Source organism: Streptomyces platensis (assembly GCF_008704855.1).
GTDB classification, from domain to species: Bacteria; Actinomycetota; Actinomycetes; order Streptomycetales; family Streptomycetaceae; genus Streptomyces; species Streptomyces platensis.
In genome coordinates, this window is record NZ_CP023691.1 from 2,943,908 (window position 1) to 2,959,652 (window position 15,745).

16 protein-coding genes are annotated in these 15,745 nt (G+C 70.6%); 12 read left to right on the forward strand and 4 right to left on the reverse strand.

Features of this window, described 5'->3' with window-relative positions:
- Positions 1-52: 52 nt before the first annotated feature.
- The gene (locus tag CP981_RS12950; RefSeq protein ID WP_371874027.1) at positions 53-271 is read right to left on the reverse strand and encodes a hypothetical protein; all 219 of its coding nucleotides are present in this window, start codon (positions 269-271) and stop codon (positions 53-55) included.
- A gap of 113 nt (positions 272-384) precedes the next feature.
- Between CP981_RS12950 and CP981_RS12955 the strand changes: the two genes are divergently transcribed.
- From CP981_RS12955 to CP981_RS12990, 8 genes are all read left to right on the forward strand, one after another.
- The gene (locus CP981_RS12955) at positions 385-1,218 is read left to right on the forward strand and encodes a helix-turn-helix domain-containing protein (RefSeq protein WP_085927075.1); all 834 of its coding nucleotides are present in this window, start codon (positions 385-387) and stop codon (positions 1,216-1,218) included.
- Entirely contained in the window at positions 1,200-1,409 is a 210-nt protein-coding gene (locus tag CP981_RS12960; RefSeq protein ID WP_085927074.1) for a DUF397 domain-containing protein, read from the forward strand. The genes CP981_RS12955 and CP981_RS12960 overlap by 19 nt, the downstream gene beginning before the upstream one ends.
- Positions 1,410-1,649: 240 nt before the next feature.
- The gene (locus CP981_RS12965) at positions 1,650-3,098 is read left to right on the forward strand and encodes an ATP-binding protein (protein ID WP_085927073.1); all 1,449 of its coding nucleotides are present in this window, start codon (positions 1,650-1,652) and stop codon (positions 3,096-3,098) included.
- Between the two features lie 2 nt (positions 3,099-3,100).
- Positions 3,101-3,529, forward strand: coding sequence for a roadblock/LC7 domain-containing protein (locus CP981_RS12970; RefSeq protein ID WP_042154637.1), 429 nt, complete (start codon positions 3,101-3,103; stop codon positions 3,527-3,529).
- Positions 3,526-3,888, forward strand: coding sequence for a DUF742 domain-containing protein (locus CP981_RS12975; RefSeq protein WP_085927072.1), 363 nt, complete (start codon positions 3,526-3,528; stop codon positions 3,886-3,888). The genes CP981_RS12970 and CP981_RS12975 overlap by 4 nt, the downstream gene beginning before the upstream one ends.
- 28 nt (positions 3,889-3,916) lie before the next feature.
- Positions 3,917-4,495, forward strand: a complete 579-nt coding sequence (locus CP981_RS12980) for a GTP-binding protein (protein WP_085927071.1) — start codon at positions 3,917-3,919, stop codon at positions 4,493-4,495.
- Positions 4,492-5,868, forward strand: coding sequence for a cytochrome P450 family protein (locus CP981_RS12985; RefSeq protein WP_085927070.1), 1,377 nt, complete (start codon positions 4,492-4,494; stop codon positions 5,866-5,868). Before CP981_RS12980 ends, CP981_RS12985 begins: the two co-directional genes overlap by 4 nt.
- Entirely contained in the window at positions 5,784-7,019 is a 1,236-nt protein-coding gene (locus CP981_RS12990) for a cytochrome P450 family protein (protein WP_085927069.1), read from the forward strand. Before CP981_RS12985 ends, CP981_RS12990 begins: the two co-directional genes overlap by 85 nt.
- Positions 7,020-7,142: 123 nt before the next feature.
- On the opposite strand, the gene CP981_RS12995 is transcribed toward CP981_RS12990, so the two are convergent.
- The 3 genes from CP981_RS12995 to leuA all read right to left on the reverse strand — a co-directional run bounded on the left by CP981_RS12995 (position 7,143) and on the right by leuA (position 11,219).
- Positions 7,143-7,850 (reverse strand): TerB family tellurite resistance protein, encoded by a 708-nt coding sequence (locus tag CP981_RS12995; RefSeq protein ID WP_085927068.1) that lies wholly within the window; start codon positions 7,848-7,850, stop codon positions 7,143-7,145.
- Positions 7,851-8,222: 372 nt separating this feature from the next.
- The gene (locus CP981_RS13000; protein ID WP_244329642.1) at positions 8,223-9,251 is read right to left on the reverse strand and encodes an SGNH/GDSL hydrolase family protein; all 1,029 of its coding nucleotides are present in this window, start codon (positions 9,249-9,251) and stop codon (positions 8,223-8,225) included.
- A 189-nt stretch (positions 9,252-9,440) separates the two neighbouring features.
- Positions 9,441-11,219, reverse strand: coding sequence for a 2-isopropylmalate synthase (leuA, locus tag CP981_RS13005; protein WP_085927066.1), 1,779 nt, complete (start codon positions 11,217-11,219; stop codon positions 9,441-9,443).
- 326 nt (positions 11,220-11,545) lie between these two features.
- Here leuA and CP981_RS13015 point away from each other — a divergent pair, with 326 nt between their 5' ends.
- The 4 genes from CP981_RS13015 to CP981_RS13030 all read left to right on the forward strand — a co-directional run bounded on the left by CP981_RS13015 (position 11,546) and on the right by CP981_RS13030 (position 15,732).
- A complete protein-coding gene (locus tag CP981_RS13015; protein WP_085927065.1) occupies positions 11,546-12,634 on the forward strand; it encodes a M4 family metallopeptidase in 1,089 nt (362 codons plus the stop codon).
- Between the two features lie 108 nt (positions 12,635-12,742).
- Positions 12,743-13,009: a protealysin inhibitor emfourin gene (locus CP981_RS13020; protein ID WP_018088185.1), complete on the forward strand. Its 267-nt coding sequence runs from the start codon at positions 12,743-12,745 to the stop codon at positions 13,007-13,009.
- A gap of 102 nt (positions 13,010-13,111) precedes the next feature.
- Positions 13,112-14,485, forward strand: coding sequence for a GH1 family beta-glucosidase (locus tag CP981_RS13025; RefSeq protein WP_085927064.1), 1,374 nt, complete (start codon positions 13,112-13,114; stop codon positions 14,483-14,485).
- A complete protein-coding gene (locus CP981_RS13030; protein WP_085927063.1) occupies positions 14,482-15,732 on the forward strand; it encodes an MFS transporter in 1,251 nt (416 codons plus the stop codon). Before CP981_RS13025 ends, CP981_RS13030 begins: the two co-directional genes overlap by 4 nt.
- The last annotated feature ends 13 nt before the right edge of the window (positions 15,733-15,745 follow it).

Below are 15,745 nucleotides of genomic sequence, written 5' to 3' on the forward strand. Positions count from 1 at the left end.
ATGGCCCAAGCGGCACCGGCAGGGTGCCCCTCGGGCCCGGCCCCTCAGCCCCTCAGCCCCGCTCGCCCCTGGAGTGCTCGGTCAGGGCGTCGGTGAGCTGCCGGGCGACCTCCATCGAGCAGCGCCCGAGCTCGACGAGCGGCGGGATGTAGCGGTGCGCGATCGACACCGGATCCGGGCGCAGCGAGGGCAGGACGACGCCGGCCCTGGCCAGGGCTTCGCGCAATTCCGACGTCACGGCTTCCACTTCCTTGAACTGCTGCATGAGCATCCGCACTTTCCGTGAGGGGTTTCACTGTTCGCAGTCAGAGCGTGACGGTGCGGAACTACGGTGGGCAAGGGGGACGGCCACTACAACGGGTGCGCAGGGAAAGGACGTACGTCATGGCCAATGCTTCACGGCAAGCCGCCTGGGAGTTCTGGGGCACGGAGCTCAAGCGCCGGCGGGAGGAGGCGGGATTGACCCAGGACGCATTGGGCCGCATGGTCTTCCTGTCCGGCGGCTACATCGGCCAGTTCGAGCAGGCGATCAGAAAGCCGCAGCTGGACGTGGCAGTGCGCATCGATGAGGTCCTACAAACCGATGGCTTTTTCGAGCGGACCTGGCGAAAGCTGATCGACGACAAGCGGTATGCGGATTACTTCGCGGCAGCGGCGGACCTGGAACCGCTGGCGACGAAGATCTGCGAGTTCGAGTCGATGATCGTGCCCGGCTTGCTACAGACCGCGGCGTACGCGCAGGAGCTCACGCTCGCACACAACCCACTCGCGGCTGACAAGTTCGTCCAGGACACGGTCCACGCCCGCCTGGATCGGGCGATCATCCTCAAGGAAGCTACCCGGCCCTTGTATTGGGCGGTGCTGCACGAGGCTGCACTACGGGTGCCGGTCGGCGGTCCGAGCGTCATGGCGGAGCAGTTGGAGCACGTCGCCCGGCTCATGCGTGAGCGCAAGATCCTCGTGCAGGTGGTGCCCTTCGCGGCAGGGGCATGCACGCAGATGGGCAAGTCTCTAAAGCTCATGGAGTTCGAAGACGCTCCGCCAACCTCCTATACAGAAGCCGTGTATTCGGGGAATTTGCTGGACGATCCGGCCGTGGTGAAGCGTGTACAGCAGGACTACGATCTGCTCAGGGCCGCCGCACTGTCGCCGGAGGCGTCCCGAGCCCTGATCGAATCGGCGGCGGAGGACTACAGACAATGCGTGAGTACGACCTGAGCACCGCCCGCTGGCGCAAGAGCAGCTACAGCGACGGCAACGGCGGCAACTGCGTCGAGATCGCGGACAGCTTCTCCGTCGTCCCCGTCCGCGACAGCAAGAACCCCGACGGCCCCGCGCTCGTCTTCCCGGCTGCGGGATGGGCCACATTCGTCGACGCCGTCAAAAACGCGCATTTCGCCGGCGCCTGACCGTCTTTCACCAGGCGTGCACAACAGGCTCACAAAGGCCCCGCCATCCCGCTGGATGACGGGGCCACATCACGTTATGGTCCGGGTCATCGTGGGCGGAAGGCGACCTTCCGCACTTCTCAGTCGCCCCGTGGAAGTGGCCCTCACGGCTCGTCAACTGCCCGGTAGCATCCCGTGAAGTTCGGCAACACACCGCCGTGAAGGCCGGCCGATCCAGTCAGTACCCAATTGAGGATCTCGATGACATCCATACCGGAGGCGCTGTTGTGGTGCCTCAGCGCAGGTACGGCCGCCGCCGTGGTCCTGGCGGCGCTCTCGATCCGTGCGGGCAGGCGACGCGCGGACCTGAGAAAGCGCCTGTCCGCCGCTGAGGAACAGAACAGCGCCACGCTCCACAGCAATACGGAGCTGACGGCCCGGCTGCGCGCCACCGAGGCCGAGATCCGGCATCTGGCCGGTAGCAGGCTCCCCGATCTGACGCTGGCACTGGCGCACCCGCACGTGCCCGTCCCGGGGCTGCTGGACGCGCGGTTCACCGGGTCGGAGACCGACCAGGCGCTGAACGCCGTACTGGAGCAGGTCAGCGACGCGATCACCAAGGAGCGGGCGCGGGTCGACGCCGCCGCGCAGTCCACCCTCCGCGGGGCGACCACCACCATCCAGGCGCTGCTCTACCAGCTCCAGACGGCGCTCCAGGAGATGCAGCACCGCTACGACGACCCGAACATCGCCCAGGATCTGCTGAACGCCGACTTCCTCAACGAGCAGGCGCTGCGGCGCGTTCAGGCCACCGGTGTCGTCTGCGGCGCCTGGCCGGGGCTGACCCGCGAGGACTCCTACCTGGCCGAGCTGGTCGTCGGCGCCACCTCCCGGCTGCGCGGCTACGAGCGCGTGAACATCAGCAATCAGCTGCGTGACCCGATCGCCGTGGTCGCGCGGGCCGTGGAGCCGATCGCGATCACCGTGACCGAGCTGCTGGCCAACGCGCTGCACCACTCGCACCGTGAACTTCCCGTCACCATCACCCTCCAGCAGGGCAATCGCGGCGCCTCGGTCATCGTCGACGACTACGGCGTCGGGATGCACGACGACGAGATCAAGGCGGCGATGGAGCTGCTGTCGGGTGACGAGGACCTGCTGCTCACCCAGCTCGGTGACCCGCCGCGGTCCGGTTTCGCGGCGGCCGGTCAGCTGGTGCGCCAGTACGGCTACGGGGTGCATGTCGAGCCGTCGCCGTACGGCGGTGTGCGGGCGGTCGTCTACATCCCGGGTGACCCCCTCCTCACCGTCCTCGACGAGAGCGCCCAGCCGATGTCCGTGATGGCTCCTCTGCCGCACCGTTCAGCGGTGCCGGATCGTTCCGCCTCCATGCTGCCCACCGGTTCCGCGACGCCGCCCCCGGCCGCCGCCCCCGCTCCGCAGCCCGCACCCGCCGCCCGGCCCGCCCCCACCGGGCAGCCCGCCGCCTCCTACGAGGCCCCCGCCCCGCCGGCCGAAGGGGAACTCCCGCGCCGGCGGCGCCGTAAGCCCGTGTCCGAATCCGACGAGAGTGCCGCGCGCACCGAGTCGGCTCCGCCGCGCTCCCCGGAAGAGACCGGAACCCGCTGGGCCGCGCTCCAGCGCGGTACCGAATCCGGCCGGGCAGCCGCCCATTCAGAACCCCCTCGCAGTCCCGAAGGGAACGCTTAGTCATGAACAGCCCCACCCGCCGCCGTGTCGCCGAGGACAAGTCCTGGGTGCTGGCACCCCTTTTGGAGCTGCCGCATGTTATTCACGCAGCCGTCATCTCCGGCGACGGATTCATCGAGGGCTCCTCACCCGGCCTGAAGCGGGACTCCGCCGAGGGTGTCGCCGCGATGATGTCCGCGCTCCAGGGGGCGGGCCGGGCCGTCACCGCGGCGTTCGCCGAGAAGGACGACACCCGGCTGCGGCAGACCGTGATCGAGTCCGATGAAGGCTTCGTCTTCGCGATACCGGCCGGCGAGAACACCTGCCTGGCCGTCTTCGCCGGCCCGGAGGTGAACATGGGTGTGGTCGCGCACCATATGCAGGTCCAGGTGACGACCCTGGGCAACAAGGTCATGAACAGCCGGGCGCGGGACCTCGGTAACCCCGTATGACCCCCCGCCAGAGCAGCGGCAGGCGCCTCGTACCGGCCTATCTGGCGACCGGCGGACGCGCCCAGCCCAGCCGCAACACCCTGGACCGGCTCACCCTGCTGCACAGCGTGGGGATGCCGATCACCAGCGAGGTACGCCCGGAGGAGCACCGCATCCTGGAGCTGCTTCAGCCCGGGGCGCTGTCTCTGGCCGAGGTCGCCGCCCACCTTCACCTGCCTGTGAGCGTGGTGAAGGTGCTGGTGGCCGATCTCGTCGACGCCGGGCGGCTGCACGCCCGTGCCCCCATCCCCGAAGCCGAGCAATTCGACCGACACATCCTGGAGAGGGTTCTCGATGGACTCCGCTCTCTCAAGTCCTAGTCCGGGCACCGGCGCGAGCACCGGCAACATGTATCTCTCCGGCGAGAACCAGACACTGGTCAAACTGCTGATCGCGGGACCGTTCGGGGTCGGCAAGACCACGCTGATCCGTGCGCTGTCGGAAACTCCGCCGCTGCACACCGAAGAGGTCATGACCCAGACCGGTGCCTCCGTCGACGATCTCGCCGGAGTACGGGAGAAGACCACCACCACCGTCGCCATCGACTTCGGGCGGCTGACCCTGCCCGGGGACCTGGCGCTGTATCTGTTCGGCACGCCCGGCCAGAAGCGCTTCCGTCCCCTGTGGCAGGACATCGCCCGCGGCGCACTGGGCGCCCTGGTCCTCGCGGACACCCGCCGGCTGGCGGACTCCTTCGAGGTCATGGACATCGTCGAGGAGGCCGGACTGCGCTACGCGGTCGCGGTCAACACCTTCCCCGACGCGCCCGAGTACGACGTCGAAAAGCTCCGCGAGGCGCTCGATCTGCACCCCGAGACGCCGCTGGTGCTGTGTGACGCCCGCGACCGGGAGCAGTCCGTCGACGCGCTGATCGCGCTCGTCGGGCATGTCCTGGCCCACACCCACGAGGAGAACCCGAACCCGTGACTTCCCCGCACCAGCCGGGAGCCGCGCCGCCACCGGGCTGCCCGGCGCACGCCGGCGCCCCGTACCAGCAGGCACCTGCCGATGCCCACGCCCCGGTGAAGCTCTACGGGCCGGACTTCGCCGCCGACCCGCACCGCATCTACGCGCAGCTGCGCCAGTACGGCGCGCTGGCACCGGTCGAGATCGCGCCGGAGGTGACCGCGATGCTGGTCACCGACTACCGGGCGGCCCTCGACCTGCTGAACGACGACACCACCTGGTCCAAGGACTCCCGCGAGTGGATGACCACCGTCCCGGCGGACACACCGGTCATGCCGATGCTGATGTGGCGCCCCAACGTCTTCTGGACGGACGGGCCGGCGCACGTCCGCTACCGGGACGTCATCGTCGACAGCTTCAAGCTGGTCGAGCCGCATGAGCTGCGGGCCCGGGTCCACCACGCCGCGGACAGCCTGATCCAGCGCTTCGGGGCGCACGGCGAGGTCGATCTGATCGCCGACTACGCGCGGCTGATCCCGCTGCTGATGTTCAACAACCTCTTCGGGATGCCCGACTCCTACAGCGACCGGCTCATCGAGGCCATCGCGGGGATGCTGGACGGCACCTCGCCCGAGGAGGCGGCGGCCGCCAACGAGGCGTACACGAACTACATCATGGAGCTGGTCGGCTCCAAGAAGGCCGAGCGCGGTCCCGACCTGACGTCCTGGTTCATGGACCACCCCAACGCGCTCAACGACGAGGAACTGATCCACAACATCATCCTCACGATGGGCGCGGGCAACGAACCGCTCGCCAACCTCATCGGCAACGCGCTGTCGCGGATGCTGTCCGACGACCGCTATTACCACACCCTCTCCGGTGGCGCGCTGACCGCGCACGACGCCATCAACGAGGTGCTGTGGAACGACCCGCCGCTGACGAACTACTCCGCGCACTTCCCGGTCCGGGACGTCTTCTTCCACGGGACCTGGGTGCGCAAGGGGCAGTTGGTGATGGTGTCGTACGCGGCCGCCAACAGCCAGTTCGACACCACGTCGCTGGGGACGCCCGGATCGGGCGGCGGCTCGCACCTCGCCTGGGCGGCCGGTCCGCACGCCTGCCCCGTGAAGCGGCACGCACTGCTGATCGCCACCACGGCGATCGAGCGGCTCACGGCCTGGCTCTCCGACATCGAACTCGCCGCGGACCCCGGCACGTTGCAGTGGCGCAACGGCGCGTTCCACCGGGCCCTCGTCGCGCTCCCGGCCCGCTTCACCCCGATCACCCCCGACCAGGCAGGAGCCACTCCATGGCACAACAGGGACAGCAGCCCTTCGTCATCGACCCGGTCGGAAGCGACATCCACGGGGAGGCAGCCCGCCTCCGCGCACTAGGCCCGGTGGCCCGGACCGAACTGCCCGGCGGAATCGAGGCCTGGACGGTCACCAGCCACACCCTCCTCAAGCAGCTGCTGACCGACGACCGGGTCTCGAAGAACCCCCGGGACCACTGGCCGGAGTGGCAGCGCGAGGAGGTCCGCAGCAGCTGGCTCCAGCACTGGATCGGCGTCACCAACATGTTCACCGCGTACGGCGCCGATCACCGGCGGCTGCGCAAGCTGATCGCCCCGGCGTTCACGGCCCGCCGTACCGATGCCATCCGCCCCCGGGTGGAGAGCATCACCATGGCGCTGCTGGACGACCTCGCCGCGCACCCGGCGGGCGAGCCCCTGGACCTGCGGGAGCGGTTCAACCACCCGCTGCCCATGCAGGTCATCTGCGAGCTGTTCGGCTTCCCCGAGGGCGAGGCGCGCGCCGAACTCGCCCGCCTCATCACGGCCATCATGGACACCACGGCCACCCCGGAGCAGGCCGGTGCCACCGGCGCGGCCGTCCATGCGCTGCTGTCCGACCTGGTCGCCGCCAAGCGCGAGCACCCGGCGGACGACCTCACCAGCCTGCTGGTCACCGCGCGGGACGACGACGGCCGGCAGATGACCGAGAAGGAGCTGCTGGACACCCTGCTCCTGGTCATCGGTGCCGGTCACGAGACCACCGTGGATCTCCTCGGCAACGCGGTGCACGCCCTGCTGACCCACCCCGAGCAGCTCGCGCTGGTGCGGTCGGGCGAGGTCTCCTGGAACGACGTGATCGAGGAGACCCTCCGCTGGGCACCGAGCATCGCCGCGCTCCCCCTCCGCTTCGCCGTGGAGGACATCGAGATCGCGGACGGCCCGACCATCCGCAAGGGCGAGGCGATCCTCCCGGGGTACGCGGCGGCCGGCCGGGATGCCGCGTTCCATGGCGACACCGCCGCCGACTTCGACATCCGGCGCTCCCACCAGGAGCATCTGGCGTTCGGCCACGGCGTCCACCACTGCCTCGGCGCCCCGCTGGCCCGTATGGAGGCCCGGATCGCCCTCCCGGCCCTCTTCGCCCGCTTCCCGGACCTCCAACTGGCCACGGCGGCAGAGGAGCTGGAGGCCACGAGCGGCTTCATCTCGGGGGGTCTGCGGAGCCTGCCGGTCCGCCTGACTCCGGCGTGAACCCGTGCTGAGCCGGGCCTGAGGCGAGCCCGAGACGGCCCTGAGAGGGCCTATGGGCGGCCCGCCGCTCCGGCATCCGACCCCGTCACCCCGCCCGGGTGGCGGGGTCTTCGGCTGCCGCCCTCAGGACGGCGTGCGCGCCGCCGCCAGCAGCCGGCTGATCTCGGCGGGGCGCAGCGTCAGGGCGCCGCCGACGGTGCTCAGCACCTCGCGTTCCGCGGGGGTGTAGGAGCCGTCGGCGAGGGCGATCCGGGCGCCCTGGAGGAGGAGCGCCTCCCGGCCCGCCGGGGCCAGGTGCGGGGCGAGCGGCTCCAGCGCCTCGTGGAGCTCTATGGCCAGCGCGGTGCCGCACGGGTCCAGGCCCTGGTGGCCGCAGTGGCCGCCGGTCACCGCGTCGTAGGTGCCGGTCAGCCGGCCGGTGTCGGCGGCGAGGGCGGCGAGCAGGGTCAGCAGCTCGTCCTCGGAGCAGTCCGCGAAGCCGGCCGCGCGGACCGTGTCGACGGCGGTGTCGCGGACCGCGCGGGAGGAGGTGCCGCCGGCGGCCAGCAGCGCGAGGGTGACGGTGTGGACGGCGTCCCGGAGCATCGCGGAGAAGCGGAGGGTGGTGGGGTGGTCCAGGGCGTCCGGGCCGAAGTGGCCGCGGCAGGCGGAGCACTCCAGGACCGGGCCTGCGGCGCCGCGGGAGAGGAGCGGGAGGCCGAGGAGGGTGAGCCGGCGACGGCCGGTCCGGCGGGCGTAGTTCCGGTCCCCGCCGCAGTCCGGGCAGAAGAACTCGCCATCGGCGACGGTCCGCCAGGACGTGCGCACGCCCATCACACACATCTTGTGCATCACGTCAGCCCTCCGTAACTCACCCGTGCCCCTCCGGACACGGGTGGGGCCCCCAGCGGTAGCTGGGGGAGTACCCCCCATGGCCCCCTCGTCGCATTGGACGTGATGTTAGCCACATACGTGATGCGGCGTCAGCACCTCGTACCGGACAACTGGCCGGATGACGAAGGACCGCGCCCCTCCGGAAGGTAGGGGGCGGGGCCTATGGACGCCGTGAAGAGCATGGCCACGGGGAGGCGGGCAACGGGTGGGGCGGCCGTGGGGCCGCTCGTGACGGCAGCCCGGCTTGGCCAAAACGGTGAGGTGCGGCGGCCCCCGCGCCGGGGCCGCCGTCAGCCTTACGGGGTCATCGGCCTCACGAGGACATCGGCCTCACGGGGTCATCAGCGCCCGGGTGACCTGGCGGGTCTGGTTGTCCAGGCCGCGGGCGTTGGGGTGGACGAAGGTGCAGGCCTCGCCGGTACCGGGGAAGGACTGGCACAGCTCCGTCGGCGGGTCGGTCTGGTCGCCGTCACCGGTGAGGTTGTCCTTGATGCCGTACATCCACTTCGCGTCGCCGCTCGCGCACACCCCGTGCGTGGCGCTCGGCCCGTAGGTGTCGACGTAACTCGCGCCGTGGTAGGCGGCGTGCTTCTCCAGCAGTGCGTTCAGGCGCAGTTCGAGGCCGTCGAGCCAGGGCATATCGCCCTTCTTGATGCTGCCGAGCTGATTCCAGCGCCCGAACGTGCAGCCGGAGTTGTCCGGAACGATGGCCGGATAGCCCACGACGGCGACCCGGGCGTGCGGTGCGCGCCGGTGGATCACCGTCATCATGTGGGCGAAGTCGGTGTCGAGCTGGGTGAACCCCCCCTCCAGCCAGCCCTCGCCCGCCCCGCCGTCGCTGTAGTGGTCGGTACAGGGCTTCGGCTGAAGGGGCTTGGTGATGCCCAGTTCGAGGCACTTGGCCACGATGGCCCCGAAGCCGAGGGAGTTGCCGCCGATGCCGACGGTCACGTAATCGGTGTCCGGGGACAACGCCTCGACCTGCGCGGGCAGATCGGACCAGCCGCCCGGGGGCGGGATGGTCGGCGGCCCGTGAATCTTGGCGGCCGGCTGGGGGCCGAGGACCCCGTCGACCACCTCGGCGGCCCCGCAGGTCACATCCGTCAGCGCGAATCCGAGCTGACCGGCCACCTGGTGCGGGTAGTTGCGCCCGGAGCGGCCGCAGCCGTCGTGCTCCTCCCAGGGGCGGACGAAGACCCCGGCGCTGTAGGAGTCGCCGAGCGCCACGTACTCCGGACGGTCCGCCGTCCGGGCCGGGGCTCCGGACGCCGCCGGGGCGAACGCGGAGGCCACCACGGCGAGCGAGGCAACCGCCGCGACGGCCAGCCGGGAGAGGGCGGGCATGCCATATCTGCTCATCTGCACGTCCTTGGTGTCCGCGCCGTGGCCTGTCCGACGAGCGCCGATCACCAAACGTACTGAGCTACTTACTCACAGTGATATGCACGGAATCCAAACCCCACCTTCAGGTGGCGGGGTCGCACAACGGCGCCCCCGCCGCTCGGAAAGAGCAACGGGGGCGCCAAAGGGGGCGACCGATGCCGGGCGTCAGCGGCCCGCGCGGTTCACGGCGGAGACCACGGCCTTCAGCGAGGCGCGCGTGGTGTTCGCGTCGATGCCGATGCCCCACAGCACCTTGTCGCCGATGGCGCACTCGATGTACGAGGCGGCCAGCGAGGAGGCGCCCTCGCTCATGGTGTGCTCCTGGTAGTCCAGCAGCCGTGCGTCGACGTCGATGCCCTGGAGCGCGTGGAAGAACGCGGAGATCGGGCCGTTGCCGGTGCCGACCAGCACCGTCTCCGCACCGTCCACCTCGGCCTCGACGGTGAGGGTGTCGACGCCGTCCTTGTCGGTGGTGGTCTGGCCGTTCTTGACCTGGATGCGGCCCCACGGGTTGTGGGGGTTGGGCAGGTACTCGTCCTGGAAGGCCGACCAGATGGCGGCCGGGGTGACCTCGCCGCCCTCGGCGTCGGTCTTCTCCTGGATGATCCGGGAGAACTCGATCTGCATCCGGCGCGGCAGTTCCAGCTTGTGGTCGTTCTTCAGGACGTAGGCGATACCGCCCTTGCCGGACTGCGAGTTGACGCGGATGACGGCCTCGTAGGAGCGGCCGACGTCCTTGGGGTCGATGGGCAGGTACGGGACCGCCCACTCGATGTCGTCCACGGTCTTGCCGGCGGCGGCCGCCTCGGCCTCCATGGCGTCGAAGCCCTTCTTGATGGCGTCCTGGTGGGAGCCGGAGAAGGCGGTGTAGACCAGATCGCCCGCGTAGGGGTGGCGCGGGTGGATCTCCATCTGGTTGCAGTACTCGCTGGTGCGACGGATCTCGTCGATCTGCGAGAAGTCGATCTGCGGGTCGACGCCCTGGGAGAAGAGGTTCATGCCCAGCGTCACCAGGTCGACGTTGCCGGTGCGCTCGCCCTGGCCGAACAGGCAGCCCTCGATACGGTCGGCGCCCGCCATGATCGCCAGCTCGGCGGCGGCGACCGCGGTCCCCCGGTCGTTGTGCGGGTGTACGGACAGGCATACGTGCTCGCGCCGGGACAGGTTCCGCGACATCCACTCGAAGCGGTCGGCGTGGGTGGACGGCGTGGAGCGCTCGACGGTGGCGGGCAGGTTCAGGATGATCTCGCGGCCCTCTTCGGGCTGCCAGACGTCACAGACCGCCTCACAGACCTCCAGCGCGAAGTCCAGCTCGGTGTCGGTGAAGATCTCCGGGCTGTACTGGTAACCGAAGATCGTCTCGTCGCCCAGGAGCTTGTCGGCGTACTCCATGACCAGCCGGGTGCCGTCCACGGCGATCTGCTTGACCTGCTCCTTCGAGCCGCGGAAGACCACCCGGCGGAAGGTGGGGGCGGTGGCGTTGTACAGGTGCACCGTGGCGCGGTGGGCGCCGCGCAGCGACTCCACCGTCCGCTCGATCAGCTCCTCACGGGCCTGCGTCAGGACGGAGATCGTCACGTCCTCGGGGATCGCGCCCTCTTCGATGATCGAGCGGACGAACGCGAAGTCCGTCTCCCCGGAGGACGGGAAACCGACCTCGATCTCCTTGTAGCCCATGCGCACCAGCAGGTCGAACATCTCGCGCTTACGGGCCGGCGACATCGGGTCGATCAGCGCCTGGTTGCCGTCCCGCAGGTCGGTGGAGAGCCAGCGGGGCGCGACGGTGATGCGGTTGTCCGGCCAGGTGCGGTCGGGGATGTCGACCGCCTCGTAGCGGCCGTACTTGTGGACCGGCATTCCGGAGGGCCGCTGGTGCTGCGTCGCGTTGGTGACCGGGGTGGGCCGGCCGACGGCATGACCTGCGGGGCTCGACGGATTCGTCATGGTGCGTAGGGCTCCTCGTATGTCCGCTGGGGGTCCCCCTGCTCCGGAAGAGCGAGGGAGAGGCCGACGGGGCGATAGATCGCAGCACCGAACTCCGCGGGGAGGGGGTCGGCCTACGACTACAGGCCCTCACCGCGGCAGCTAAGGAGAAGCAGCCCGAAACGCATGATGCACAGCACCCTAGCCGAGGTACGCCCTGTCCGGCGGTCGCGTATCAGTATGCGGGACCGGACGGACGTGATGGCTTAAATGCGACCAGCCACACTTTTACGGGAATCTTGGACGCAAGCAGTGACAGCCGCATTACACAGTGCCACCGTTTGTGCATGGACCTCAACGACGCGCAGCCAGATCCCGCCACCGGCCACACGCCCGTCTTCTGCACGATCATCCCGCCGCACATCCTCGACAACCTGGCCCAGTCCGACGACCCGGAACGGCACGAGCCGGCCCGCCGCACCCTGGAGCACGACCACGCGGCGCGCACCGAGCGCCGCGCGATCGCCGCCCGCGGCGGCCTCACCCCCGGCGAGCCCGGCGCCGACGCCGACAAGCCGAACCGCACCATCTACGACGCCCGGCACCACGAGGACCTGCCGGGCAAGAAGGTCCGCAGCGAGTCCGACGGTCCCTCCAAGGACGCCTCCGTCAACCGCGCCCACGCCGGTCTGGGTGCCACCTTCGAGCTCTACCTCAAGGTCTACGGCCGTAAGTCCATCGACGGCGCCGGCCTGCCGCTCAATGCGACCGTCCACTACGGCCGGCGGTACGACAACGCCTTCTGGGACGGCGAGCGGATGGTCTTCGGCGACGGGGACAACGACCTGTTCAAGGACTTCACCATCCCCGTCGACGTGATCGGCCACGAGCTCACCCACGGGGTCACCCAGTACACCGCCAACCTCGACTACCAGGGCCAGTCCGGCGCCCTCAACGAGTCGGTCTCCGATGTCTTCGGCGTGCTGATCAAGCAGTACGCCCTCGGCCACACCGCCGACCAGGCCGACTGGCTGATCGGCGCCGACCTGCTCGGCCCGAACGTCACCGGCACCGCCCTGCGCTCGATGAAGGCCCCGGGCACCGCCTACGACGACGACGTCCTCGGCAAGGACCCGCAGCCCGCCGCCATGAAGGACTACGTCAAGACGACCGACGACAACGGCGGCGTGCACATCAACTCCGGCATCCCCAACCACGCCTTCTACCTGGCCGCCACCGCCATCGGCGGCAAGGCCTGGGAACGCGCCGGACAGGTCTGGTACGACGTGCTGACCGGCGGCGAACTCACCCACACCGCCACCTTCGCCGACTTCGCCGCCCTCACGATCAAGGCCGCCCAGGCCCGCTTCGGCGCCGGCGCCGAGCACGAGGCGATGGTCAAGGCCTGGACCCAGGTCGGCATCACCACGAAGTAGCGGCACGGTGCGCGGGGCGGAAGGATTTCGGCAGCGCCTTCCGCCCCGCGCACGATTACCGTGGCCTTACGGGGTAGGAGTCCGTCGAACACGTCGGAGGAGTCCGTTATGCGCATTCATGTCCATCGCACCGGAGGCTTCGCGGGCGTCGACCGCCGCGCCGAGATCGACACCTCGGGCCGCCCCGACGCCGATGACTGGCAGGACCTGGCCAAAGAGGCCGTCGCCACCGCCCGCACCGAACCCCCCGTAGGGGTCCCGGACGGCTTCAGCTACCAGATCACGGTCGACGGCCGGACGGTCTACTGCTCCGACCCGCGCCTCACCAAGGAACAGCGCTCCCTGATCACGAAGGTGATGAAGGAAGGCGCCTAGCGCCGCCGCGGGAGCCTGCGCGGGGTCGCACCTGCCGCCCCTCAACTCCCGTACTGCACCGCCCCCTTGACACCGTTACCGGCGGTAACAAAGATCCGGTCCATGATGACCGAGCCGGTGCCCGCTGCCCTGCCCCGCTTCCCCCGTGACTTCGTGTGGGGGGTGTCCACGTCCGCCGCGCAGATCGAGGGGGCGGTGGCGGAAGGGGGGCGGGGGCGGTCCGCGTGGGATGTGTTCGCGGCGGAGGCGGGGCGGATCAAGGACGGGTCGGATCCGCGGGTGGCGACCGATCACTACCGCCGGTACCCCGAGGACGTGGCGCTGCTGAAGGAGCTCGGGGTCGGGGCGTACCGCTTCTCGGTGGCCTGGCCGCGGGTGGTGCCGGACGGGAGCGGGGCGGTCAGCCAGGCCGGACTGGACTTCTACGACCGGCTGGTGGACGCGCTGCTGGCGGCGGGGGTCGCACCGGTGCCGACGCTGTTCCACTGGGACACTCCGCAGGCGCTGGAGGAGGGCGGCGGGTGGCTCGTCCGGGAGACCGCCGAGAAGTTCGCGGCGTACGCGGACGTGGTGGCGGAGCGGCTCGGGGACCGGGTCGAGCGGTGGATCACGCTCAACGAACCGGCCGAACTGACCTTGCTGGGCTACGGGCTGGGGCAGCACGCGCCGGGGCGGCAGCTGCTGTTCGAGGCGCTGCCGGCGGCCCATCACCAGCTGCTGGGGCACGGCCTCGCCGTACAGGCGCTGCGGGCCCGCGGGGCGGCGAGCATCGGGATCGCCAATTCGCACGGGCCGACCTGGACGGCGAGCGCGTCGGAGGCGGACACCGCGGCGGCCGATCTCTACGACCTGCTGCTCAACCGGCTGTTCGCGGAGCCGGTGCTGCTGGGGCGGTATCCCGACGAGGAGCTGGCGGCCCTGCTGCCGGGGCCGGTCGCCGACGATCTGAAGGTCATCGCGCAGCCGCTGGACTGGTACGGGATCAACTACTACCAGCCGACGCTGGTGGGCGCCCCGGGGGCCGAGGGGGCGGCGGCGGGCGACTTCGGCGGGATCCGGCTGCCGCCCGAACTGCCCTTCGCGCCCCAGGAGATCGAGGGGTACCCGCGGACCGACTTCGGCTGGCCGGTGGTGCCGGAGGCGCTGACCGAGCTGCTGGTGTCGTTCCAGGAGCGGTACGGCGACCGGCTGCCGCCGGTCGTGATCACCGAGAACGGGTGCTCGTACGAGGGCATCGAGGACGGCGAGCGGATCGCGTTCCTGGACGGGCATCTGCGGGCGCTGCACCAGGCCATGGCGGCCGGGGTGGACGTCCGGGGCTACTTCGTGTGGTCGCTGATGGACAACTTCGAATGGGCGGAGGGGTACGCGCGGCGCTTCGGGCTGGTGCACGTCGACTACGCGACGCTGGCGCGGACGCCCAAGGCGTCGTTCCGCTGGCTGCGTGACGCCCTCCGGGAGCAGGCCCGGGGATGAGCCGCCCCGCCGCTCCGGAGGCGCTCACGGAGCCGACGGAGCGGGCCGGACGCGGATGGACCGCCGCCCTGTCGCTGGCCAACGGGGCGATCTGGGTCGGCTGGTACGGGCCGCTCCAGATCCTGCTCGCCCTCCAGGCCGCGGAGCTCGCGCCGCCGGGCACCGCGAAGGAGTCGGTACTGGCGTGGGTGACGGGCGCCGGGGCCGTCGTCTCGATGGTGACCAACCCGCTGTTCGGGGCGCTGTCGGACCGTACGGCCTCGCGGTTCGGGCGGCGCACCCCGTGGGTCCTCGCGGGGGTGCTGGGCGGGGCCGGGGCGCTGGTGCTGCTGGCCGGGGCGGGCACGGTGGCAGGGATGGCGCTGGGGTGGTGTCTGGTGCAGCTCACCCTCAACGCGGCGTTCGCGGCGATCACGGCGGCGGTGCCCGACCAGGTGCCGCACGGCCGGCGCGGGGCGGTGGGCGGCTGGCTGGGGGCCGCGCAAATCCTCGGGGTGGTGGCCGGGACGGGGCTGGCGACAGTCGCGGGCGGGGTGGTCGCGGGCTATCTCGCCTGTGCCGGCTTCACGGTGCTGGGCGCTCTCCCGTACGTACTGCTGCACCGGGACCCGGCGCTGCCGGCCGGGCGGCGTCCGGCGCTGCGCCTGCGGGCCCTGCTCGCCGGGTTCCGGATCAGCCCGCGCCGCCACCCCGATCTGGCGTGGGCCTGGCTGACCCGGTTCCTGATCAACCTCGGCAATGCGCTGGCCCTGCTGTACCTGCTGTATTACCTGCGGGATGTGCTGCACCGGCCGGATCCGGACGGCGGGGTGCTGGTGCTCACCGCCGTCAACGCGGTGACCCTGCTCGGCACGGTCGTCGTCGCGGGCTTCTGGTCGGACCGGATCGGGCGCCGGCAGCCGTTCGTGCTGGGGGCGGGGGTGATCATGACGGTGGCGACCGGGCTGCTGGCCGGGTGGCAGACCTGGCCGGGGGCGCTGGGTGCCGCGGCGCTGCTGGGGGTCGGCTTCGGCGTCTTCACCTCCGTCGACTTCGCGCTGATGACGCAGGTGCTGCCGGCCGCCGCGGACCGCGGCAAGGACCTGGGCGTCATCAATATCGCCAACGCGCTGCCGCAGGTGGCCGCCCCGGTGCTGGCCGCGCCGATCGTGCAGCACCTCGGCGGCTACCGGGTGCTGTACGGCGTCGCGGCGGGGATCGGGCTGCTGGGGGCGTTGCTGGTGCGGCGGATCCGGGGCGTGGCGTAGGGGCCCTGGCCTA

What these genes read in the sequence shown, in the direction of transcription:
- CP981_RS12950 (WP_371874027.1), bottom strand. Translation starts at nt 271, where the DNA reads ATGCTCATGCAGCAGTTCAAGGAAGTGGAAGCCGTGACGTCGGAATTG.
- CP981_RS12955 (WP_085927075.1), top strand. Translation starts at nt 385, where the DNA reads ATGGCCAATGCTTCACGGCAAGCCGCCTGGGAGTTCTGGGGCACGGAG.
- CP981_RS12960 (WP_085927074.1), top strand. Translation starts at nt 1,200, where the DNA reads ATGCGTGAGTACGACCTGAGCACCGCCCGCTGGCGCAAGAGCAGCTAC.
- CP981_RS12965 (WP_085927073.1), top strand. Translation starts at nt 1,650, where the DNA reads ATGACATCCATACCGGAGGCGCTGTTGTGGTGCCTCAGCGCAGGTACG.
- CP981_RS12970 (WP_042154637.1), top strand. Translation starts at nt 3,101, where the DNA reads ATGAACAGCCCCACCCGCCGCCGTGTCGCCGAGGACAAGTCCTGGGTG.
- CP981_RS12975 (WP_085927072.1), top strand. Translation starts at nt 3,526, where the DNA reads ATGACCCCCCGCCAGAGCAGCGGCAGGCGCCTCGTACCGGCCTATCTG.
- CP981_RS12980 (WP_085927071.1), top strand. Translation starts at nt 3,917, where the DNA reads ATGTATCTCTCCGGCGAGAACCAGACACTGGTCAAACTGCTGATCGCG.
- CP981_RS12990 (WP_085927069.1), top strand. Translation starts at nt 5,784, where the DNA reads ATGGCACAACAGGGACAGCAGCCCTTCGTCATCGACCCGGTCGGAAGC.
- CP981_RS12995 (WP_085927068.1), bottom strand. Translation starts at nt 7,850, where the DNA reads ATGCACAAGATGTGTGTGATGGGCGTGCGCACGTCCTGGCGGACCGTC.
- CP981_RS13000 (WP_244329642.1), bottom strand. Translation starts at nt 9,251, where the DNA reads ATGAGCAGATATGGCATGCCCGCCCTCTCCCGGCTGGCCGTCGCGGCG.
- leuA (WP_085927066.1), bottom strand. Translation starts at nt 11,219, where the DNA reads ATGACGAATCCGTCGAGCCCCGCAGGTCATGCCGTCGGCCGGCCCACC.
- CP981_RS13015 (WP_085927065.1), top strand. Translation starts at nt 11,546, where the DNA reads ATGGACCTCAACGACGCGCAGCCAGATCCCGCCACCGGCCACACGCCC.
- CP981_RS13020 (WP_018088185.1), top strand. Translation starts at nt 12,743, where the DNA reads ATGCGCATTCATGTCCATCGCACCGGAGGCTTCGCGGGCGTCGACCGC.
- CP981_RS13025 (WP_085927064.1), top strand. Translation starts at nt 13,112, where the DNA reads ATGATGACCGAGCCGGTGCCCGCTGCCCTGCCCCGCTTCCCCCGTGAC.
- CP981_RS13030 (WP_085927063.1), top strand. Translation starts at nt 14,482, where the DNA reads ATGAGCCGCCCCGCCGCTCCGGAGGCGCTCACGGAGCCGACGGAGCGG.